Origin of the sequence: Caulobacter endophyticus (assembly GCF_003116815.1) — a bacterium.
Taxonomy (GTDB): domain Bacteria; phylum Pseudomonadota; class Alphaproteobacteria; order Caulobacterales; family Caulobacteraceae; genus Caulobacter; species Caulobacter endophyticus.
The window spans coordinates 15,114-36,219 of sequence record NZ_QDKQ01000056.1 but is presented as its reverse complement, the minus strand read 5'-3'; the positions used below and the strand labels follow the sequence as shown (position 1 = coordinate 36,219).

At 69.4% G+C, this 21,106-nt stretch carries 19 protein-coding genes; 7 read left to right on the top strand and 12 right to left on the bottom strand.

Annotated elements, in window-relative coordinates; genetic code table 11:
* Positions 1-66: 66 nt before the first annotated feature.
* The 5 genes from DDF67_RS15810 to DDF67_RS15790 are packed head-to-tail and all read left to right on the top strand — an operon-like array spanning position 67 to position 5,616.
* Entirely contained in the window at positions 67-1,326 is a 1,260-nt protein-coding gene (locus DDF67_RS15810) for a hydrolase (RefSeq protein WP_109101820.1), read from the top strand.
* Positions 1,327-2,331, top strand: coding sequence for an arginine N-succinyltransferase (locus tag DDF67_RS15805; protein WP_109101819.1), 1,005 nt, complete (start codon positions 1,327-1,329; stop codon positions 2,329-2,331).
* Positions 2,328-3,776 (top strand): succinylglutamate-semialdehyde dehydrogenase, encoded by a 1,449-nt coding sequence (gene astD / locus DDF67_RS15800; RefSeq protein WP_109101818.1) that lies wholly within the window; start codon positions 2,328-2,330, stop codon positions 3,774-3,776. The genes DDF67_RS15805 and astD overlap by 4 nt, the downstream gene beginning before the upstream one ends.
* Positions 3,773-5,113, top strand: a complete 1,341-nt coding sequence (locus DDF67_RS15795) for an N-succinylarginine dihydrolase (RefSeq protein WP_109101817.1) — start codon at positions 3,773-3,775, stop codon at positions 5,111-5,113. The genes astD and DDF67_RS15795 overlap by 4 nt, the downstream gene beginning before the upstream one ends.
* A complete protein-coding gene (locus DDF67_RS15790) occupies positions 5,110-5,616 on the top strand; it encodes a GNAT family N-acetyltransferase (RefSeq protein WP_109101816.1) in 507 nt (168 codons plus the stop codon). Before DDF67_RS15795 ends, DDF67_RS15790 begins: the two co-directional genes overlap by 4 nt.
* 24 nt (positions 5,617-5,640) lie before the next feature.
* Here the strand turns inward: DDF67_RS15790 and DDF67_RS15785 are convergent, their stop codons facing one another.
* From DDF67_RS15785 to DDF67_RS15765, 5 genes are read right to left on the bottom strand one after another with little or no spacing between them, the layout of a single operon-like run.
* Entirely contained in the window at positions 5,641-6,546 is a 906-nt protein-coding gene (locus tag DDF67_RS15785; protein WP_199229255.1) for a polysaccharide deacetylase family protein, read from the bottom strand.
* A complete protein-coding gene (locus DDF67_RS15780) occupies positions 6,527-7,471 on the bottom strand; it encodes a polysaccharide deacetylase family protein (RefSeq protein ID WP_109101815.1) in 945 nt (314 codons plus the stop codon). Before DDF67_RS15780 ends, DDF67_RS15785 begins: the two co-directional genes overlap by 20 nt.
* Before the next feature lie 12 nt (positions 7,472-7,483).
* A complete protein-coding gene (locus DDF67_RS15775) occupies positions 7,484-8,344 on the bottom strand; it encodes an isocitrate lyase/PEP mutase family protein (protein ID WP_109101814.1) in 861 nt (286 codons plus the stop codon).
* On the bottom strand, positions 8,341-8,829 hold the full coding sequence (locus DDF67_RS15770; RefSeq protein WP_233247672.1) for a LeuD/DmdB family oxidoreductase small subunit: 489 nt from the start codon (positions 8,827-8,829) through the stop codon (positions 8,341-8,343). The genes DDF67_RS15775 and DDF67_RS15770 overlap by 4 nt, the downstream gene beginning before the upstream one ends.
* Entirely contained in the window at positions 8,829-10,124 is a 1,296-nt protein-coding gene (locus tag DDF67_RS15765) for an aconitase/3-isopropylmalate dehydratase large subunit family protein (RefSeq protein ID WP_109101813.1), read from the bottom strand. Before DDF67_RS15765 ends, DDF67_RS15770 begins: the two co-directional genes overlap by 1 nt.
* Positions 10,125-10,242: 118 nt before the next feature.
* On the opposite strand from DDF67_RS15765, the gene DDF67_RS15760 reads away from it, so the two are divergent.
* A complete protein-coding gene (locus DDF67_RS15760; protein WP_109101812.1) occupies positions 10,243-11,433 on the top strand; it encodes an acyl-CoA dehydrogenase in 1,191 nt (396 codons plus the stop codon).
* A gap of 13 nt (positions 11,434-11,446) precedes the next feature.
* Positions 11,447-12,169, top strand: a complete 723-nt coding sequence (locus DDF67_RS15755) for a DUF3108 domain-containing protein (RefSeq protein ID WP_109101811.1) — start codon at positions 11,447-11,449, stop codon at positions 12,167-12,169.
* Between the two features lie 231 nt (positions 12,170-12,400).
* Here DDF67_RS15755 and DDF67_RS15750 read toward each other — a convergent pair whose 3' ends face one another.
* The 7 genes from DDF67_RS15750 to DDF67_RS15720 form a co-directional block, all read right to left on the bottom strand.
* A complete protein-coding gene (locus DDF67_RS15750) occupies positions 12,401-13,183 on the bottom strand; it encodes an enoyl-CoA hydratase-related protein (RefSeq protein ID WP_109101810.1) in 783 nt (260 codons plus the stop codon).
* Positions 13,180-14,511 carry an amidase gene (locus DDF67_RS15745; protein WP_109101809.1) on the bottom strand — a complete coding sequence of 444 codons (1,332 nt, stop codon included), beginning with the start codon at positions 14,509-14,511 and terminating at the stop codon, positions 13,180-13,182. The genes DDF67_RS15750 and DDF67_RS15745 overlap by 4 nt, the downstream gene beginning before the upstream one ends.
* A gap of 1 nt (position 14,512) precedes the next feature.
* Positions 14,513-15,910 carry a phenylacetate--CoA ligase family protein gene (locus DDF67_RS15740; protein WP_109101808.1) on the bottom strand — a complete coding sequence of 466 codons (1,398 nt, stop codon included), beginning with the start codon at positions 15,908-15,910 and terminating at the stop codon, positions 14,513-14,515.
* A gap of 17 nt (positions 15,911-15,927) precedes the next feature.
* Positions 15,928-17,295: an MmgE/PrpD family protein gene (locus tag DDF67_RS15735; protein WP_109101807.1), complete on the bottom strand. Its 1,368-nt coding sequence runs from the start codon at positions 17,293-17,295 to the stop codon at positions 15,928-15,930.
* Positions 17,296-17,663: 368 nt separating this feature from the next.
* Complete coding sequence (locus DDF67_RS15730) at positions 17,664-18,773, bottom strand: CaiB/BaiF CoA transferase family protein (RefSeq protein ID WP_109101806.1); 1,110 nt, start codon at positions 18,771-18,773, stop codon at positions 17,664-17,666.
* Positions 18,770-19,924, bottom strand: coding sequence for a CaiB/BaiF CoA transferase family protein (locus tag DDF67_RS15725; protein ID WP_109101805.1), 1,155 nt, complete (start codon positions 19,922-19,924; stop codon positions 18,770-18,772). Before DDF67_RS15725 ends, DDF67_RS15730 begins: the two co-directional genes overlap by 4 nt.
* Positions 19,924-21,105 (bottom strand): acyl-CoA dehydrogenase family protein, encoded by a 1,182-nt coding sequence (locus DDF67_RS15720; RefSeq protein ID WP_109101804.1) that lies wholly within the window; start codon positions 21,103-21,105, stop codon positions 19,924-19,926. Before DDF67_RS15720 ends, DDF67_RS15725 begins: the two co-directional genes overlap by 1 nt.
* Position 21,106 lies beyond the last annotated feature (1 nt).

Genomic DNA, 21,106 nt, shown 5'->3' with positions numbered 1-21,106 from the left:
CCAAAGGAAACAACGTTTTGCCCGCGCTCCCTGGACTAGGCTTTGGCCAAGGGAGACAGCGAATCCATGCGGATCGACGACGAAGATCGGGCTGTCCTGGGGAGTTTGGCCGCCGATGGGCCCCGGATGATCGACCGGGCCGTCGCCTGGTGCGCCATCAACTCGGGCAGCCGCCATATCGCGGGGCTGGAGCGCCAGAGGCAGGTTCTTGTCGAGGCGTTCTCAGTGCTGCCGGCCGCGCCGGCCGAAGTCCCGCTGACCGCGTCTCCGGAGATCGCCGCCGACGGCCGCCAGGTCGAGCAGTTGCACCCGCCGGCCATCGCCGTCGTCGTGCGGCCCGAGGCGCCGGTGCAGGTCGTGCTGACCGGCCACTACGACACCGTCTATCCCGAGACCTCTGGCTTCCAGACTGTCAGCACCCGGCCGGACGGGGCGCTGCACGGCCCTGGCATCGCCGACATGAAGGGCGGCCTCTCGGTGATGTTGGGCGCGCTGGAGGCCTTCGAGCGCCATCCCAAGGCCGGCAATGTCGGCTATCGCGTGCTCATCTCGCCCGACGAGGAGATCGGCTCGATCGCCTCGGCGCCGGTGCTGGCGGACTTCGCTCGCCTGGGTCATGTGGGCCTGACCTACGAACCGGCCCTGGCCGACGGCGCCCTGGCCAGCGTGCGCAAGGGCTCAGGTAACTTCCACGTCGTCGTTCATGGCCGCGCCGCCCATGCCGGCCGCGACTTCGCCTCAGGCCGCAATGCGGTGATGGCGGCCGCGCGGCTGGCCCAGGCTCTGCATGACCTCAATGGCCGCCGCGAAGGCGTCACGCTCAATATCGCCAAGATCGACGGCGGATCGCCGCTGAACATGGTGCCCGACATCGCTGTGCTGCGCTTCAACGTCCGCTTTCCCTCGGCCGCCGACGCGGCCTGGCTGGAGGCCGAGATCGCCGCCATCGTCGCCTCGACCTCGGCGGATGGTCTGCACGCCCACCTGCACGGCCGCATCACCCGCGGCGCCAAGCCGTTCAACGCCGCCCAGGAAAAGCTGTTCGGCGCGGTCAAGGAGATCGGTGCGCTGCTTGGCCAGGACATCGCCTGGAAGCCGTCGGGCGGCGTCTGCGAAGGCAACAACCTCTTCGCCTCCGGCCTGCCCAACATCGACAGCCTCGGCGTGCGGGGCGGCGACATCCACAGCGAGGCCGAGCACGCCTGGCCGGCCAGCTTCGTCGAGCGCGCCCAGCTGTCGGCCCTCACCCTTATGAAACTGGCGAGCGGCGACATCGACGCCCACGCGATCCGCGCGGCCATGGCCGCCATGCCGGAGACCAACTGAATGCTCGTCGTGCGTCCCGCCGGATCGGCGGATTTCGAGTCCCTGATGGAGCTGGCGGTGCTGTCGGGGAGAGGCTTCACCAGCCTGCCCGAGGACGAGCCTACCCTGCGCGAACGCCTTGCTCTGTCGGAAGCCAGCTTCCAGGCGGGCGTCGCCCCGCCCGAGGCCTGGTATACCCTGATGCTGGAAGATCTTGAGACCGGCGTTGTCGACGGTGTTGCCGGGGTCAAGGCCAGCGTAGGCCTCAAGCGCCCGTTCTTCTCGTTCCGGGTCGTGACCCTGGCCCAGTCCTCGCCGGTTCTGGAGATGCGCTTCGACCACAAGGCGCTCGTCCTGGTGAACGAGTGCGCGGGCTGGTCCGAGGTGGGCTCGCTGTTCCTGCGCCCAGAGAAACGCAAGGGCGGGGCGGGCCGTCTGCTGGCCCAGTCGCGCTATATGCTGATCGGCATCGAGCCGCAGCGTTTCGCCGAGATGGTGCTGGCCGAACTACGCGGCTGGTTCGACGAGGACGGCTCGTGCCCGTTCTGGGAGCACGCGGCCAGCAAGTTCTTCCGGCTGGAGTTCGATCAGGCCGATCTCATGAGCGCCTCGACCAACGGCCAGTTCATCCTCGACCTGGCGCCGCGCCATCCGATCTACACCGAACTGCTGGCCCCGGCCGCACGCGACGTGATCGGCAAGGTGCACCGCGACGGCGAGGCCGCCCGGGCCATGCTGGAGCGGGAGGGCTTCCGCTATCAGGGGCTGGTGGACCTGTTCGACGCCGGTCCAACCGTGGCCGCGCCCCGCGACGACATCCGCACCGTGCGCGACGCTCGCCGGCTTCGCGTGAAGATCGGCGAGGACGCGTTCGGCGAAGAGGCGCTGATCTCGACCGCCGAGGTTTCGCGGTTTCGGGCCGTTCGGGCGGCCGTGCTGATCGACGGCGAGGCGGCGATCCTGGATCGCGCCGTGGCCGACGCCCTGGGCGTGGCTGAAGGCGACAGCGTGCGGGTGAAGGCATGAGCGGCGTGTTTATCGACGGCGTCTGGAAAAGCGGGCAGGGGCCGGAAGCCGTCTCCACCGATCCGGCGACCGGCGAGGTCGTCTGGCGCGAGGCGACGGCCTCGCCTGCTGACGTCGCGACGGCCGTCGCCGCCGCCAGGCGCGCTTTCCATCCCTGGGCCGACCTGCCGCGCGAAGAGCGGATCGCCATACTGCGGCGCTACAAGGAGGTGCTGATCGAGCGCTCGACGGCCTATGCTGAGGCCCTGAGCCGCGAAACCGGCAAGGCGCTGTGGGAGACCAAGGCCGAGATCGGCTCGATGGCCGGCAAGGTCGACGCCTCGATCAAGGCCTATGACGAGCGCACCGGCGTGGCCGAAAACGTCATGCCCTTCGGCCGCGCGGTGCTGCGCCACCGACCGCATGGCGTGATGGCGGTGCTGGGACCGTTCAACTTCCCCGGCCACCTGCCCAACGGCCACATCGTGCCGGCCCTGCTGGCGGGCGACACCGTGGTCTTCAAGCCCTCGGAAGAGACGCCGCTGGCCGGTCAACTGCTGGTCGAGGCGCTGGAGGCCGCTGGCGTCCCCTCCGGCGTGGTCAACCTGGTGCAGGGCGGGCGCGAGGTCGGCCAGGCCCTGATCGACCAGGAGATCGATGGCCTGCTGTTCACCGGCTCGGCCCAGGCGGGGACCTTCTTCCGCCGCCACTTCGCCGACCGGCCCGACGTGATCCTGGCGCTGGAGCTGGGCGGCAACAATCCGCTGGTCGCCTGGCAGGCCGGCGATCCGGCCGCCGTCGCCGCCCTGGTGGCGCAATCGGCGTTCATCACCACCGGCCAGCGCTGCTCCTGCGCTCGCCGGCTGATCGTACCCGACGGCGCCGAGGGCCAGGCGATCATCGACGCGGTGCTCGCCCTCGTCCCGCGCCTGTCGATCGGTCCCTGGAACGGCGTCGAGCCCTTCATGGGCCCGCTGATCTCCGAGCACGCGGCCGGCCACGCCCTGGCCGCCGCCGGCCGTATCGAGGGCCAGCGCCTGCTGGAGCCGGGCCGCGTCGAGGGCCTGTCGGGCGCCTTCGTCTCGCCGGGCTTGATCGACGTCACCGGCGTCGACGCGTTGGATGAGGAAATCTTCGCCCCGATCCTGCAGGTGCGTCGCGTGGCTTCGTTCGACCAGGCGCTCGCCGCCGCAAACGCCACTCGCTACGGCCTGTCGGCGGGTCTTCTGACCGAGAATCCGGCCCTGTGGGATCGCTTCCTTGCTCGCATCCGGGCCGGCGTGGTCAACCTCAATCGCCCGACCACGGGCGCGGCCGGCACCATGCCGTTCGGCGGCCTCGGGGCTTCCGGCAACCACAGGCCCAGCGCCTACTACGCCGCCGACTACTGCGCCTATCCGGTAGCCAGCTTCGAGGCCGGGGCGGTGCTCGACACCACGGGCGACATCAAGGGCCTGCGCCCGTGAGTTTCGCGGTCGAGGCCAATTGCGACGGCCTAGTCGGGCCGACCCATTCCTATGTCGGCCTGTCGCCCGGCAACATCGCCAGCCAGGTCAACGCCGGCCAGGTTTCGGACCCGCGAGCGGCGGTCCTGGAGGGGCTGTCTAAGATGCGGCGCCTGGCCGACTGGGGCGTGCCGCAGTTCGTGCTGCCGCCGCATGAGCGCCCGGCCGTCGGCTTCCTGAAGTCTATCGGCTTTGCAGGTTCGGATAGTGAGGTCATCGAAGGCGCCTGGAAGACCGCCCCGGCCCTGGCCGCCGCCGCCTGCTCGGCCTCGCCGATGTGGGCCGCCAACGCCGCCACCGTCACGCCCAGCGCAGATGCGGCCGATGGCCGGGTGCATCTAACGCCCGCCAACCTGCTGACCAACCTGCACCGCAGCCTGGAAGGCCCCCAAACCGTTCGGTCCTTGCGTCGGCTGTTCCCGGACGAAACCCGCTTCGCCGTCCATGACCCTCTGCCGGCCCAGCCGCACTTCGCAGACGAGGGCGCGGCCAACCACGTGCGGCTCTGCGCCGAACACGGCGCGCCGGGCGTGAACCTGTTCGTCTGGGGGCGCGAGGCGTGGGAACACTGGAGCAGCGCCTATCCGGCCCGCCAGACCCGCGAGGCGTTTGAGGCGATCCAGCGCCGCCACGCCGCCGCCCGCGCCGTCTTCCCCCGCCAGGGCCGCCGGGCGATCGCGGGCGGGGCCTTCCACAACGACGTGGTCTGCGTGGGCACGCGCGAGACCCTGTTCTTCCACGAAGCCGCCTTCGAGGATCGGGCCGGCATGGAGGACGGAGTCCGCCGCGCCGCCGAAGGCCTGTTCGAGCCGGTGTTCGTCGAGGTCTCCGAGGCCGACCTGCCGATCGAAGACCTGGTGAAGAGCTACCTCTTCAACTCCCAGCTTCTCGTGCTGCCGGGCGAGGATCGCCTGGTGCTGCTGGCTCCCGGCGAGACCCGCGACAATCCTCGCGCCCGTGCGGTCGCCGAACGGCTGGTCGTCTCCAACGGCCCGATCGGTCGGGTGGAGTACGCCGACGTCCGCCAGAGCATGCGCAATGGCGGCGGCCCGGCCTGCCTGCGCTTGCGGGTGGTGCTGACCGACGACGAACTGACCGCCGCCAATCAGGCCCAGCGCTTCGACGCGGCGCTGCACGAGCGTCTGGCCGACTGGGGAACACGCCGCTATCGCGACCGCCTAGCCCCGACCGATCTGACCGATCCGGCCCTGCTGGTCGAAAGCCGCGAAGCGCTCGACGAACTGACCGCCATCCTCGACCTCGGCGGTGGGTTCTATCCGTTCCAGAGGGACGGATGAGCTTCTCGATCCGCCAGACCCGCCCGTACGACGCAGGCCCGATAGCCGCGGTCCATCGCGCCACGGCCGTCATCCCCGGCGGTATCGCGCGCCGACCAGAGGAGATCACCGACGCCTACATCGATCGGGTGCTGAACGAGGCGCTGGCCGATGGCGTAGGGCTGGTCGCGGTCGACACGGCCGGTGTCGTCTGCGGCGAAATCCACGCCGTGCGCATCCCGGTGAAGCTGTTTGAGCATGTGCTGTCGGATCTGACAGTGGCCGTGCATCCGGACTGGCGGGGCAGGGGCGTCGGCTCGGCCCTGTTCGAGGCGCTGTTTGCGGCCGCCCGCGCCATGGACCCGCCGATCGTGCGGGTGGAGTTGAATGCCGGCGCGGGCAATGCGGGCGCGATCCGGCTTTACGAGCGGCTGGGGTTCAGGATCGAGGGCCGGCTGGAGAAGCGCGGGCGGTTCCCGGACGGGGCGTTCGAGGACGACATCGCCATGGGATTGATCCTCTGATCCTCCCTCCGAAGGGCGAGGATTTCAGCCTGCGATCTCGCTCGCCGTCATCGCCTTGACACCCATCTCCCCCAGCCCCGCCAGCAACCGCCTCAAGGCCCAAATCCGGAACGGCTGGCCCGTCACGTACGGCGTCAGGCTGAACCCGAGCACTCGCCCACCGAACCGCTCGGCCCCGTCGGCCAGATAGCTGGCGGCCTCAAGCACCTGACTGGCCCACTCGTCCTCGGTCTGCCGGCGGTCGATCATCAGGGCGCGGTCGTCGAGTTCGTTGGAGAGCGGCAGGCCGATGACTTCGCCGGCCTCGGTTCTCATCGCTACCGGAACCTCGTCCTGCTCCCAGTCGAGGCAGATTTCGAAGCCTGCCGCGCGGATCAGGTCGAGCGTCGCGAACGACTGCTGCCGCGCCGGGCTCAGCCAAGCGCGTGGCTTAAGGCCCGCCGCGTCGAAACGTGCGCGAACCTCGGCGACCCAGGCGGACTCCGTCTCGCGATCCAGGCCGCCCCAGTGGATGTGGGTAGTCGACAGGCCATAGGCGGCGATCTCGTGACCGTCGGCCAGGATCGCCTCGACCAGCGGCTTCAGTCGCTCCAACTGGTCGGCGTTGATCGGGAAGGTCGCCTTCATCCCCGTCGCGTTCAGGGCGTCGAGGATGCGGTAGACGCCCACCCGGTTGCCGTAGTCGCGCGTCGTGTAGTGGCGCAGGTCCGGATAGGGGGTGACCATGGCCCCGGGATGCTTGAAAGGCTTGCCCGGCGGGTTCAGCGGATGATGCTCGATCGGCACGACGATCATCGCCGCCACCGCCGCGCCGCCGGGAGAGGCGATCGGGGGGCGCTGCGTCGAAGGCCGCCAGTCGTAGCGGTCCTGGTCCATGCCGTAGGACCGGTGCGGATAGATCAGGTGTTCGTCAGGCAGCGGAATGGGCAAACCCCGTTCCCGGCGTGGCCAGGCCGCGCGCGGCGATGTCGGCCACGGTCTGGTCGAAGTAGTTGTCGCGATAGTGCTGCGCGATCTCGCGGGCCGTGGTGATCCACACCTCGTCGTGGCCGGCGATATGGCGCAAGGCCTCCTCGAACGGCCGGATGCGGTGCGGCTGGCTGACCAGATAGGCGTGCAGCGGGATGCACATCACCGTGCCCGACTTTTCGCCCTCTTCCAGTAGCTGGTCGAAGTGGCGTTTGAGCACGTCGGCGTAGCGCCAGGGGCTCATCGACAGCGCGCCGTAGGTGATGACGTCGTTGACCTCGAGCGAATAGGGCATCGAGACCAGCTTGCCGGTCCTGGTCTTCACCGGCTGGGGCTGGTCGTCCTGGAAGAGGTCGCAGGTGTACCAGAAGTCGTTTTCGGCCAAGAGGTCGAAGGTCTTCTCGGTGTGGGTCAGGGCTGGGGCCAGATAGCCGCGGATGCGCTGGCCGGTGGCGGCCTCGACCGAGCGGATCGAGTCCTCGATCACGGCCCGTTCCTGGGCCTCGTCCATGCCGTAGGAGTAGCGGGTGTTGTAGACGCCATGGCTGAAGAACTCCCAGTCCCGCGCCACGCAGGCCTCGATGATCTCCGGATGGTGATCGAGCAGCCCCACCGACAGCGAGATCGAGCCGCGCATGCCGTACTTGTCGAGCAACTCCATCAGCCGCCAGTGGCCGACCCTGTTGCCCCAGTCGCGCTGCGAATAGCCGACGACGTCCGGAGAGGGCTTGGGCCAGCCGGGACGTTGCGGGTTCTTGGGCGGATCGAACTCATAGTATTCGATGTTCGGCGCGATCCAGAAGGCCAGCTTCTTGCCGCCGGGCCAGACGATCCTGGGTCGGTCGCGATAGGGCCAGTGATCGTAGAGGTTGGGATCGGCCTGCATCTGACGCTCCACTCAGCCGGCGGCGTAGGCCGCGCCGGCAGCGGCCATATCAGCAAGGCCGATGCGGTCGTTCACCCCGCCCATGTCGATCATCCGCTCTGCGAACGGACGGGTCGCGCCATTGGCCTTCAGGCTGGCCAGGAACGCCTCGGCCGTCGGCACCAGGGCCCGCACCAAAGCGCCGGGCGAGATCACCAGCTTGAAGCCGATGCGGCCCAGCTCGCTGGCGTCCAGCAACGGCGTCTTGCCGCCCTCGACCATGTTGGCCAGCAGCGCAACCCTCCCTGCGAAGGCATGGGCGATGGCGCTCATCTCGCCGATCGTGCGCGGCGCCTCGACGAACAGTACGTCAGCGCCGGCCTCGACATAGGCGTGCGCGCGGTCCAGCGCGGCCTCGAAGCCCTCGACGCCGATGGCGTCGGTGCGGGCGATGATAAGGGTCTGGTCGCTGGCCCGGGCGTCGAGCGCCGCGCGGATCTTGCCGGACATCTCCTGGGCCGAGACCAGGCTCTTGTCGGCCAGGTGTCCGCACTTCTTGGGGAAGGTCTGGTCTTCCAGCTGAATGGCGCTGGCGCCCATGCGCTCGAAGATCCGCACCGTCCGCTGCACGTTGACGGCGTTGCCAAAGCCCGTGTCGCCGTCGACGATCAGCGGCAGCTTCACGCGCTCGGCCACGCGGCCCACCACGTCGGCCACGTGATCGAAAGACACCAGGCCGATGTCGGGCCGGCCCAGCTGGGTGTAGGCGATCGAGGCGCCGGACAGGTAGATCGCCTCGAAGCCGGCCTGCTCGATCAGCAGGGCCGAGAGGGCGTCATAGGCGCCAGGGGCCAGCAGCGGCGTGTCTTGGGCGAGGCGGTCGCGCAGGCTCATGCGGCGGCTCCCTTCAGGCGGCGTTTCAGGTGTGGAATCAGGCCGCCGTCCTCGATCATCGCCATCAGGTGCGGCGGGATCGGCGTCAGGGCGTAGGTCTTGCCCGTGGTGATGTTTTCGAGACGTCCGGCGACCGGATCCAGAGAGATCCGGTCGCCGTCGCTCACCTCGCCGACCTGGGGAAACACGAAGGCCGGCAAGCCGAGGTTGATGGCGTTGCGGTAGAAGATGCGGGCGAAAGAAGTCGCCAGCACCGCCGAGACGCCAAGAAGTCGTAGGGAAACGGCCGCCTGCTCGCGCGACGAGCCGAGGCCGAAATTGGCGCCGGCGAACACCACGTCGCCGGGCCGCACCGTGGCGGCGAAGTCCGGCGCGATCGCCTTGAGGCAATTCTGCGCCAGTTCGGCCGGCGGCAGCTTCATCAGGTTGCCCGGGGCCAGCAGGTCGGTGTCGATGGCGTCGCCGAAGACGAAGGCGCGGGACATCAGGCGGCTCCCGTCAGATAGGGGCGAGGGTCGACAATGCGGCCAGCCGTGGCGGCGGCGGCCACGGCGTAGGGCGAGCCGAGATAGACGTTGGCCCCCGCATGGCCCATGCGGCCCTGGAAGTTGCGGTTGGTCGACGAGATGCAGGTCTCGCCTTCGGCCAGGATCCCCGCGCCCATACCAGCGCAGGCCCCGCAGCCCGACGGCATCAGCACGGCGCCGGCCGCCAGCAGGGTCTCCAGCACGCCCTCGCGGGCGGCGAGTTCCGCCGTGCGGGCCGAGCCGGGGGCCACCAGCAGCCTGACGCCCGGCGCCACGCGGCGGCCCTTCAGCACGTCGGCGGCCATCCGCAGGTCCTCGATCTTGGCCCCTACGCACGCGCCGATATAGGCCTGGTCGATGCGGACCTCGGCAAACTCGGTCGCGTCACGCGTATTGGCCGGCGAGTGCGGGGCGGCGATCTGCGGCGCCAGGCTCGAAGCGTCGAAGCGGTATAAGGCGGCGTAGGTCGCGTCGGCATCGGAGTGCAGCGCCAAAGCGGCGGCCTCGTCGACCACCGGCGCGCCGCGCGCGGCCAGATAGGCGAAGGTCACGGCGTCGGGCGCCACGACCCCGGTCTCGGCGCCCAGCTCGGCGGCCATGTTGGCCAGCACCATGCGCTCGGCCATCGGCATGGCCTCCACGAGAGGCCCGGCGAATTCCACGGCCCTGAAGGCGTTGTCCATGCCCAGTTCACGGCACAGGAACAGCATGACGTCCTTGGCGGCGACCCCTGTCGCGAAGCTGCCGGTCCACTCGACGCGGATGGTCTCGGGCACGGCCAGCCAGGTCTGCCCTGTCGCGGCGATGGCGGCCATGTCGGTGGCGCCGTAGCCGGCCGCATAGGCCCCGAAGGCGCCGGCCGTCGGCGTGTGGCTGTCGCCGCCGGCGATGAAGGCGCCCGGGCGGATGAGGCCGTGCTCGGGCAGCACCAGATGGCAGATGCCGACCATGTCGAAGAAATTGGAAACGCGGTAATCGCGGGCGAAATCGCGGGTGGCCTTCAGGATCGCCGCCGATTCCGCGTCGACGGCCGGGACGTAGTGGTCGGAGACGATGGCGACCCTGGACGGGTCCCACAGGCCCACGCCCAGCTCTTCCAGCAGCGGACGCCAGCGGCGCGGGCCGCTGCTGTCGTGCGCGAAGGCCAGATCCACCTTGGCCGTCACGAGGTCGCCGGCGCGCACGCTCGGCAGGCCCGCAGCCTTGGCGATCACCTTCTCGACGAGAGTCCTTCCGCCTGCTTGGCCAACCAACCTAATCGCCTCCCGGTCAAATCCAGCGCCGACCGGGGTAGGCGCGGGGCCCCCGGCTAGAAAGGCGGAAGTTCAGATCAATTGCTGTGCGGTCATTTCCGGCCGCCGGAGGACTTCCATGCCCCTCGACGCCGCTCCTCAAGTCGCCGGTTTTGACTGGAAAGACCCGCTCGCGCTCGACGCCCGCCTCACCGAGGACGAACGCCTGATCCGCGACGCTGCGCGCGCCTACGCCCAGGAACAACTTCTGCCGCGCGTGGTGGGCGCCTACGCCGAAGGCCGCTTCGATCGCGAGATCATGAAGGAAATGGGCGAGCTGGGCCTGCTCGGCTCGACTCTGCCTGAGGAATACGGCGGCGCGGCCGTCAGCCACGTGGCCTATGGCCTGATCGCCGCCGAGATCGAGGCCGTCGACAGCGGCTATCGCTCGGCCATGAGCGTGCAGTCCTCGCTGGTGATGTACCCGATCTACGCCTTCGGCTCCGAAGAGCAGAAGCGCAAGTGGCTGCCGGGCATGGCGCGGGGCGAGCTGATCGGGTGCTTTGGCCTCACCGAAGCCGATGGCGGTTCGGACCCCGGCTCGATGCGCACCGTCGCCCGCAAGGTCGATGGCGGCTACGTGCTCAACGGCGCCAAGATGTGGATCACCAACAGTCCGATCTCGGACGTCGCCCTGGTCTGGGCCAAGCTCGACGGCGAAATCCGCGGCTTCCTGATCGAGCGCGGAACCGAGGGCTTCACCACCCCCAAGATCGACGACAAGCTCAGCTTGCGCGCCTCGATCACCGGCGAGATCGTCCTGCAGGACGTGCTTGTGGCCGACGACGCCATCCTGCCGGGCGTGAAGGGCCTGCGGGGGCCGTTCTCGTGCCTCAACAAGGCCCGCTACGGCATCGCCTGGGGCGCGATGGGCGCGGCCCGCTTCTGCCTGGAGACCAGCACGGCCTATGTCGCCGACCGGGTCGTGTTCGGACGTCCGCTGGCCGCCCGCCAATTGATCCAGAAGAAGCTGGCCGACATGCAGACCGAGATCGCCCTGGGCTTCGAAGGCGCGCTTGCTCTCGGGCGGAGGCTCGACGCTGGCGACTGGGTTCCGGAAGCCATCAGCCTCTTGAAGCGCAATAACTGCGGCAAGGCCCTGATCATCGCCCGCGAGGCCCGCGACATCCACGGCGGGGCCGGCATCTCCGGCGCCAGTCACGTCATGCGCCACGCCGCAAACCTCGAGACGGTCAACACCTACGAGGGCGCAGCCGACGTCCACGCCCTGATCCTGGGCCGGGCCATCACCGGCTTGGCGGCGTTCTAGGGGAGGGCGAGCGATGAAGCATCAGACCATCCGCGGCAAGATCCTCTACACCTCGCGCAAGCCCGGCCGCGAAGGCCAGGAGAGGGGGCGCGAGCACTTCGCCATGACCCGTCACACCGACGGCAAGGTGACGATCCGCGCCCAGTGCGAGATCGACGAGCCCGATCCCACCGTCCTGCGCGACGCCATCTATTCTCTGGACGAGCACGGTAGGCCGATGGACCTGCACCTGCGCCTGACAGTCGGCGACCGGTTCATGGGCTCGGGCTGGTTCCGATTCTCGGAAGACTTCATCGAGTGCGAAAGCTACGGCCCGTCGATCGGCCGCCTGTCGCAGAAGATGCCGACCAATGGCTATTTCGACGGCTTCGGCACCCATCCGATCATCGGCGACGCCTACATCTGCAAGGTGATGGACGTCGCCAAGGGACCGCACAAGCGCAAGCTGCGCATCTTCCTGCCGTCCGTCGACCACCGGGGCGCCACCCCGCCGCAGATCGTCGAGAGCAGCATCACGCTGGAATATGTCGGCGAGGAAGAGACGACGACCCCGGCCGGGACCTTCGCCTGTCGCCGCTTCCGCTTCCTGGGCGAGGACGGCGGCATGGTCAGCAAGGACGGCGAACACCCGACCTACGACATGTGGGTCACGGCCGACGAGCACTCCCTGTTCGTGAAGGGCGGCGTCGGCGGCTACATGCAGACCTGGTACGAACTGGTCGAGCTGGAGCGGTAGAGCGCCCCTAAGATCCCTCTCTCTTTGAGAGAGGGAGGGGCCCGCCGCGAAGCGGTGGGAGGGTGAGAGGTTTCAGCGCTTCCGGAGAAATCCCGAGACGCTGAGGCCTTTCACGAACCCGCCACGCGCTGAACGCCCGCGCTCCATCCGGTGAGAATGTAACCTCTCACCCTCCCACGCCTTTGGCGCGGGCCCCTCCCTCTCTCGATGAGAGAGGGGGCAAGAGCGCGCTCACCGTTCCGGAAACACCGGCTTGCGCTTCTCCAGGAACGCCGAGCGCCCCTCCAGGAAGTCCGGCGCTGCCACCGACGCCACGAAGGCCGCGCGGGTCGCCTCGTCGTCCTCTACCGCTCCGCCCAGGATCGCCCGTATCGTCGCCTTGATCGCCCGCACCGAGCGCTGCGAAGGCGCCGCGATCTCGGCCGCCTTGGTGGCCACCGCCGCCGGAGCGTCGGCCTCCACCGCATCCACCAGCCGCAGCCGCAGAGCCTCCTCGGCCCCAAGCAGCCGCCCCGTGAACAGAATATCCCGAGCCGCCGAAGCGCCGACGGCGTCGACGAGGCGCTTGGTGTCTTCCAGGCTGTAGGTGAGGCCGAGCTTGGCCGGGGTGATGGCCAGGCGAGCATCCGGCGCGGCGATCCGCAGGTCGCAGGCCAGGGCCACCGCCAGGCCGCCGCCGACGCAGGCGCCTTCGATGGCCGCCAGCACGGGTTTCTCCAGCCCCGCGATCGCGCCGATCCCGGCCCCGATGGCGGCGTTGTAGTCGGCGGCGCTCTCGGGCGTCGCGTAGACCGCTTCGAACTCGCTGATATCGGCCCCGGCGGCGAAATGCCCGCCGCGCCCGGTGACGACCAGCACCTTGGCCTCGGACGCCGCGAACGCCGTGCAGGCGTCGGGCAGGGCGCGCCACATCGACAGGGTGATGGCGTTACGCTTGGCCGGCCGGTCGAAGGCCAGGGTCGCAACCTCGCCGTCGATGGTCAGCGTCAGCCCGCTGTCGGCATGGGCGCTCATCGGAAGGCCTCCGGAACGGCGGCTGAAGGCAGGGCCTCGGACAGTCGCGCGGCTAGCGCCTGGGTAGTACCGTCGGTCATACCGATCACCTGCAGCGACAGCGGCAGGCCGCTGGCCTCGCCGCTCGGAAGAGCGAGGGCCGGCGCGCCGAGCACGTTGCCCAGCGCCGTCAGGTCGGCCTGACTGGCCGGAACGGCGCGGTCAAAAGCAAAGGCCTGTTGTGGTGTCGTTGGGCTTAGGATCGCAGCGTATAGCCTTGCCAATGCTAGGATTCTCCGCCTGCTTTCACAAATTAGGCGATAAGCCTCGGCCAGCTTGGCCGGCGGCTGCCGCGCGCCCCAGGCTAGCAGCGAGCGCAGCTGCGGCGTGAACCCCTCCGGGTCCAGCGCAAGGGCGCGACGGTGCTCGATCCCGCCCTCGACCTCGCTGATCAGCAGGCCTGCGCGCCGTAGGGCCCCGAGGTCCAGATCGTCGATCCGCAGCTTCTCCAGCCGCCAGCCGGCGCGGGACAGGTCCTCCAGCGTCCGGGCGAAGCCCTCGGCCACGGCCGGCTCCAATGTCGCCAGGCCGTCGAAATCCAGCACCGCTAGTGGCCGATCCTGGGCTGGGGCGGGCGCTTCGACTCCGCAGGCTCGCGCGACCAGCCCCGCGTCCTCGACCGAGCGGGCGTGGACGCCCACATGGTCCAGCGTCCATGACAGGGCCGTGACGCCCTCCGTCGGGATCGCCCCCAGCGCCGGCTTGTAGCCGACCACGCCGCAGTAGGACGAGGGCAGGCGCACGCTGCCCATGGTGTCGGTGCCCAGAGCCGCGGCGCAAAGGCCCGCCGCCACGGCCGCCGCCGAGCCGCCCGACGAGCCGCCGGGGGTGAAGCCGGCGCGGTGCGGGTTCTCGCAGCGTCCGAGAAAGGCGTTATCGTTGGTCGCGCCCAGCGCGGCCTCGTGCATGTTGAGCGTGCCGAGGATCACCGCGCCGGCCGCTCGCAGCCTGGCCACGCAGGCCGCGTCGGTCTGCGCGAGGTGGCGGGCGTAGGCCTTGATGCCGGCCGTATGGGCCAGGCCCTCGACGGCGATGTTGGCCTTCACGGCGATCGGCGCGCCGTCGATCGGCGACAGCGGCTCGCCGGCCGCCCAGCGCCGGGCGCTGGCCCGGGCCTGGGCTCGGGCGCTGGCCCCGTCGAGCTCGACCACGGCGTTGATCGCCGGGTTCAGCCGCTCTATCCGCGCCAGGTAGGCTTCGGCCACCTCGATCGGGCTGATCCCTGCGGCGTAGAGCGCCGGCAAGCCCGCCACGCCGGCCGTGACGATGGGGTCGGAGAAGCCGCCCACCTCAGTAGCGCTCGTCGATCAGGCGGATCGGCTTCTGACGCACGTCGATCTGGGTCAGGCCGGCCGTGCCGCCCTTGGGGGCCAGCTCGACCTCGACCTCGATGCCGATCTTGCGCTTGAGGATCTCGCCGTAAAAGGCTGCAATGTCGCGCCATTCGGCCGCGTCGGCCGTGGTCTCGGCGGTCACCGCGAAGCTGTCGCGGCCCGTGGCGTCGCGGCGCGCGCGGCAGATGAACTCGCCCGCGAAGGCCGGTGCGTGCTCCAGCATCGCTCCCACGCCCTGCGGGAAGATGTTGATCCCCCGGATCTTGACCATGTTGTCCGACCGACCCAGGAAGCCCTCGATCCGCTGGAACGCCACGCCGATCGACGACGGCTTGGGGATCGCCCGCGTCACGTCGTGGGTGTTGAAGCGGATCAGCGGATAGAGGTCATCCTTGAAGAGGCAGGTGACCACCATGTCGCCCAGCTCGCCTGGGGCGACGGCCGCCCCCGTGTCGATGTCGCAGACCTCCAGGTAGTGGGCGTCCTCGTGCACGTAGAGGCCGTCGCGATCGGGGCCTTCGCCGGCGATCAGCCCGGTGTCGCCAACGCCGTACCAGTCGAAGCACTTGGCGCCGCCCCAGGCGGCTTCCATCGCCGCCCGGTCCTCGCGGCCCAGGTGCGCCGAGATCAGCCGCACCGGAATGTCGCGGCCCGGCTCGATACCCATCTCGACGGCGGTGTCGGCCAGCTTCTTGAGGTAGTCGCCAAAGCCCACCAGTACGGTCGCGCCGAAGCGCTTCATCACTTCGACCTGCTGCGCCGAGCGGGTCTCGACCCCGGTGCCGGCCGACAGGAAGACCGCGCTGGTCCAGCGGGTCACGGCCTCGCGCACATAGTGGCCGCCGTTGATCATGCCGTGGCCGTAGACCGAGTGGACCACGTCGTCAGGACGCAGGCCCTGGAACTGGTAGTTGCGGGCCAGCAGCAGGTTCTGCACCTCGCGGCTCTTGGGGCCGAACAGCAGCACTTGTGGTGATCCGGTGGTGCCCGAGGTGGTGTGCAGCATCACCGGCGGTCGCCGGCCCTCTGGATAGCCCTCGAAGCCTGCGAAATCGCCGAACGGCGGGGCCTGCTCCAGCGAGGCCATGATGTCGGACTTGTCGAAGCTGGGCAGGCTGGGCAGGTCGTCGAGCGAGCGGATGTCGCCGGCCTCGATCCCCGCCGCGCCCCAAAGGCGCTGATAGAAGGGCGTCTTCCAGGCGCGGTCGACGCAGCGCAGGAACAGCCGGTTCTGGTGGGCTCGCAGAGCGTCGCGGCTGGTCTGGGTGGCGAAGCGCGTGAAGTCATCGCCGATCGGATGGTCGGCGACGATGGCGGGATAGTCGAGCGACTGCCAGTAGGTCTGGTGGGACATGGATAACCTTGGGGAGCTCAGCCGCCGCTGGCGAGGACGAAGGCCTCGCGGGCGTCGGTCAGGGTGTCGAAGCGGTCGAAGAGGTCGGTCAGCGGGCCGTGGACGGCCTCCATGCCGACGAAGGCCAGGCACGATCGGGTCTTTTCCAGATGCTCGTCGCGGCTCATCGGAAAGTCGGGCGAACCGAGCTGGACAGTGACGTCGAGCACGATCTTGCGGCCGTCCTTCAGGCGGGCGGTGGCGCGGGCCGGCACGAAGGCGGCAGGATCGGGATTACCGTCGCTCTCGACCACGATGCGGGCGGCCAGGGCCAGGACGTCCGGCTCGTTCAGGCGCTGCGGCGTGTAGTCGTCCAGGCCAACACGGCCGCGGGTCAGCATGACGGCGGCCAGATAAGGCAGGCACAGGCGGGCGTAGGCGGTGTCCATCCGTGGCTTGGCGACGCGGCCCACCAGGTGGTGGATCAGGGGCGAGGCGGAATAGGTCAGGCTGTCGAGGTCGGCCGGCGTCACGCCGTGCTCGGTCGCCAGCTTGCGCACGGCCACCAGCCCGCCGTGACAGGCGCGCCCGGTCGGGAAGGGCTTGCAGGCGACCTCGGCGATGCGGCGGCGGTGCTTCAGGTCGGCCAGGACCGGCCCAAGGTCGAACCCTGCCTCGAACAGCGGCAGGTAGCCGAACGGTCCCTCCAGCCAGTCGCGAGGCCCGGGCAGGCCCGCTTCCGCCAGATCGATCGCCTGCAGGGCCGAGCGAGCAGAGGCGGCGACCTGGACGGGCAAGGCGGGCTTGCCCTCGGTGTGGGCCTGCATGGTGCCGCTGCTGAAGGCCAGGGCGTAGCCCATGGCGTCCATCGCCGTCTCGCTCGGCAGGCGCTTCAGCCGCGCCAGGGCTGCTGTCGCGCCGAACACCCCCGCCGTCGCGGGCCGGAAGAAGCGCAGGGGCGTCGTTGCAGCGATCCCCAGCGCGATGGCGACGTCGACCCCGGCGACCATGGCCGCCAGCACCTCCTCACCGCTGTAGGGACCTGAACGGCCGAGCTCGGCGACCAGGGCCGGCACGATGGTCGGCAGCGGGTGCAGCACGGCCTTTTCGTGGACAGAGTCGTACTCCTGGCCGTGCAACTGGAAGGCATTGACGAAGGCGGCCTGGGCCGGCGGCAGGCGCACGCCCGGGCGGCCGAGCACCAGGCCGGTTTCCGCATCTCGGCTGCCGCCCCAGCCGCGCGCGGCGGCGAGGACGACGTCGGCGTAGGCCGCGCCGGCCCCGGCCGCGCCCACCGCCACCGCGTCATGCAGCAGCCGGCGGGCGTCGGCCTTCACGGCGGCGGGCAGGGCGTCCCAGCGCACCGACAGGGCGTGATCGACAAGGGCGTTTGCAGCGGCGGTCATGGGAGGACGCTAGCAGCGGCGCCGATGCCTCTTCGCGCGGCCTGGCGATTTGCGCGCACAGCGGACAACGGCGCGGCTGTCCGCCTGTCGGCCAAATGCGAAATCCCCGTCGCGTGCGGGGCGGACGGGTCCAGCCTTCCGTTTGCGGACCTTCCGGGGGGAGGGTTCGCTAGGCAGGAGAGCCGCCATGCTCATGCGTGTTCTGTTGTTGCTGACCAGCGCGTTCCTGATGATGGAAGCCGGGCCTATGCTTCTGGCTCAGATGGAGCGCGAACGGACGGGCTCCTGACGTCTTCCTCAACTGCCAACTCGTCATCCCGATCGCGATCTGGCGCGGATCGGGATGACGAGCTTTGGCGAAGGAGACTCTAGCGCGCTCGCCATCCGGCCGGGCCGGCGCCCAGTTCCGGGGGAACCGGATCGATCACGGCCGGCTCTTCAGCAAACAGGATCGGCGTGCCCACGATCTCGTTGCCGTCCGCGTCGCGGGCCAGCATCCCCCGCGCGGCCATGGCCGGATCCTCGAACGCTTCCTTCAGGGTGCGCACCGGCGCGAAGCAGACGTCGCGGCCCTCGAACCAGGCTTCCCATTCGGCCCGGGTCCTTGTGGTGAACGCCTCGCGCAGAAAGGCTCGCAGGGGCTCCTGTCCCGGCCCCGGCTGAAGCTCGGCATAGGGCAACAGGTCCAGGCGATCCAGGCCCGCCAGCAGGTTGCGGGCGAACTTCACTTCCGAGCCGCCCAGGCAGATCCACTGGCCGTCGGCGCATTCATAGAGGCCGTACATGGCGTTGCCGCCCCAGGAGCGCTCGTCCTTCGGCACGTGGGCCTGCCCGGTGGCGAAGATCTTGCCGGTGACGTTTGGGGTCCAGGCCAGCACGCTGTCGTACATGGCAACGTCCACATAATCGCCCAGCCCGGTCTTCTCCCGCCGCAGCAGGGCCATCAGCACGCCAGAGAGCGCGGTGAGCGAGGCCAGGGCGTCGGCGACCGGCATGTTCGGCGGGGTCGGCTTGCCGTCGAAGCCTTCGCTCAAGGACACCATGCCGGCCAGGGCCTGCACCGCGATGTCATGGGCGGGGCGGTCGCGATACGGGCCGGTCTGGCCGAAGGCCGAGATCGCCACATAGACGATGCCTGGATTGCGCGCCTTCACCGCCTCGTAGTCGAACCCCAGGCGCTGGATGACGCCGGGACGGAAGGCCTCGACCACTACGTCGGCCTCCGCGGCCAGGTCGAGCAGCAGGGCGCGGCCCTCGGCGGACTTCAGATCGACCTGCAGGCTGCGCTTGCCGCGGCTGGTGTTGCGGAACCAGACGCTGGCGCCGTTCTTGCGATAGCCGATCTCGCGGGCCGGATCGCCTTCGCCCGGCGGCTCGATCTTCAGCACGTCCGCGCCGTGATCGGCCATCATCAGGGTCAGCATCGGCCCCGGCAGGAAGAACGACAGGTCGAGGACGCGGACGCCTTCCAGCTTCACGAGGCTACTCCCAGAATCTCGTCGGTATGCTCGCCGAGCTTGGGGGCTCGTGCTCCCGGCATCCGTTCGCCGTCGATCTTCACGGGGCAGGCCAGCATGGCCAAGCCTTCCGCTCGGTCAGGATGGTCGACCACGTCGCGCATGCCCACCTCGGCCACGAACGGATTGTCCAGCGCGTCCATCATCTCCAGGATCGGCGCGAACGGGACCTTGCCGCCCAGCAGCGCGGTCCATTCGGCTGTCGTGCGCGCGCCGAACAGCACGTCCATCGCCTCGCTCAGGGCCGGGCGGTTGGCGTGGCGGCTGGGGATGTCGGCAAAGCGCGGATCGGCCTTCAGTTCGGCCGCGCCGGCCAGGTTGCACAGCGCCTCCCAGAACTTCGGCGTCTGGCACATGACCAGACCCCAGCCGTCGGCCGTCTTCACCGCCTGCGAAGGCGCGATCGACGGGTGTGCGCCGCGCGGCAGCCGCTGGACCTTGTAGCCCTCGTTCATCGCCCAGACGGCGGGATAGGACAGCTGGTGCAGCGCCACGTCGAACAGCGAGACGTCGACGTCGCAGCCCTGGCCCGTCGTCCGGGCCGACAGCAGGGCGCTGACCACGCCGAAGGCCAGCATCGTCCCGGTCATGAAGTCGACCATCGACACGCCCAGCCGCGCCGGCGGCGCATCGGGCTCGCCGGTCAGGCTCATCAGCCCGGCCTCGGCCTGCATCAGATAGTCGTAGCCCGGCCAGCCGGCCCGGCTGTTGCTGCGCCCGTAAGCGGAAAGATGGCCGCAGACGATCTTCGGGTTTGCCTCCTTTAGGTCGTCATAGGTCAGCCGCATCTTGCCCGGCTGGTCGCCGCGCAGGTTGTCGACGACCATGTCGGCCTGGGCCACCAGACGCTCGAAGGCCGCGCGGCCCTCGGGCGACTTGATGTCCAGCGCGATGGACTTCTTCGACCGCGAGAAGGTCTGGAAGAACTGGCTGTCGGCCGCGCCCAGAAAGAACGGGCCAGTGGCGCGGCTGACGTCGCCGCCCATGGCCGGGGCCTCGATCTTGACGACCTCGGCGCCCAGTTCAGCCATCAGCTGGGTGGCGTAAGGGCCGGCGCCGTACTGCTCGACGGCCAGCACCTTGATCCCGGCGAGCGGGCGGCGCGGGCTCATCAGACCGGGTTCCGGGCCACGAGCTGGCGGGCGATGATGATCCGCTGCATCTCGTTGGTGCCTTCGCCGATGCACATCAGCGGGGCGTCGCGGAACAGCCGCTCGATCGGATATTCCTTGGAGTAGCCGTAGGCGCCGTGGATGCGCATGGCCTCGGTGGCGACGTACAGCGCCGTCTCCGACGCATAGTACTTGGCCATGCCGGCTTCCATGTCGACGCGCTCGCCGCGGTCATAGGCCTTGGCGGCGTCTTCCACGAGCAGCTCCGAGGCGCGGGTCCTGGCCCCCATCTCGCCGAGCTTCAGCTGGATGGCCTGGTGCTGGGCGATCGGCTTGCCCATGGTCTTGCGGACCTGGGCATATTTGACGCTTTCGGCCAGCGCACGCTTGGCGATGCCGACCGAGCGGGCGGCGACGTTGATGCGGCCGATCTCCAGGCCGCCGGTGGCCATCAGGAAGCCCTGGCCTTCCTCGCCGCCCACCAGGCAAAGCTCGGCGTCGCAGCGATAGTCCTCGAAGATGAACTCGCCGCTATCGATGCCCTTGTAGCCCAGCTTCTCCAGCTTGCGGCCGTTCCTGACTCCGGCGATGGGCGCGCGGGTCTCGGGATCGATCTTCGGGGTGATGAGCATGCTCATCCCCTTGTGGCGCGGCTGGGCCTCGGGATCGGTCTTCACCAGCAGGGCCGAGACGTGGCCCTCGATGGCGTTGGTGATCCAGGTCTTGGCGCCGTTGACGACGTAGTCGCCGCCGTCGCGCCGCGCCACAGTGCGGATGCCCTGCAGGTCGGTGCCGGCGTCCGGCTCGGTGAGGCCAAGGCACCCGCGCATCTCGCCGGTGGCGAAGCGGGGCAGCCAGAAGTCCTTCTGCTTCTGCGTGCCGAACTTCTGCACGACCATGGCCATCATCAGGTGCGAGTTGAAGACGCCCGTCAGGCTCATCCACTCAGCGCTGATCTTGGTGACGATCCGCGAATAGGTCAGGGCCGAAAGCCCAAGGCCGCCGTACTCGGGGTCGATCAGGGCCCCGAACAGGCCCAGTTCCTTCATGTCCTCGACGAGGGCATGGGGATACTCGTCGTCGTGCTCGAGCTGCATCGCCACGGGGGCGACCTTTTTCTCGAGCCACTTGTCGATGGCGTCGAGGATGGCGCGTTCGTCGGCTTCCGAGATCTCGCCCATC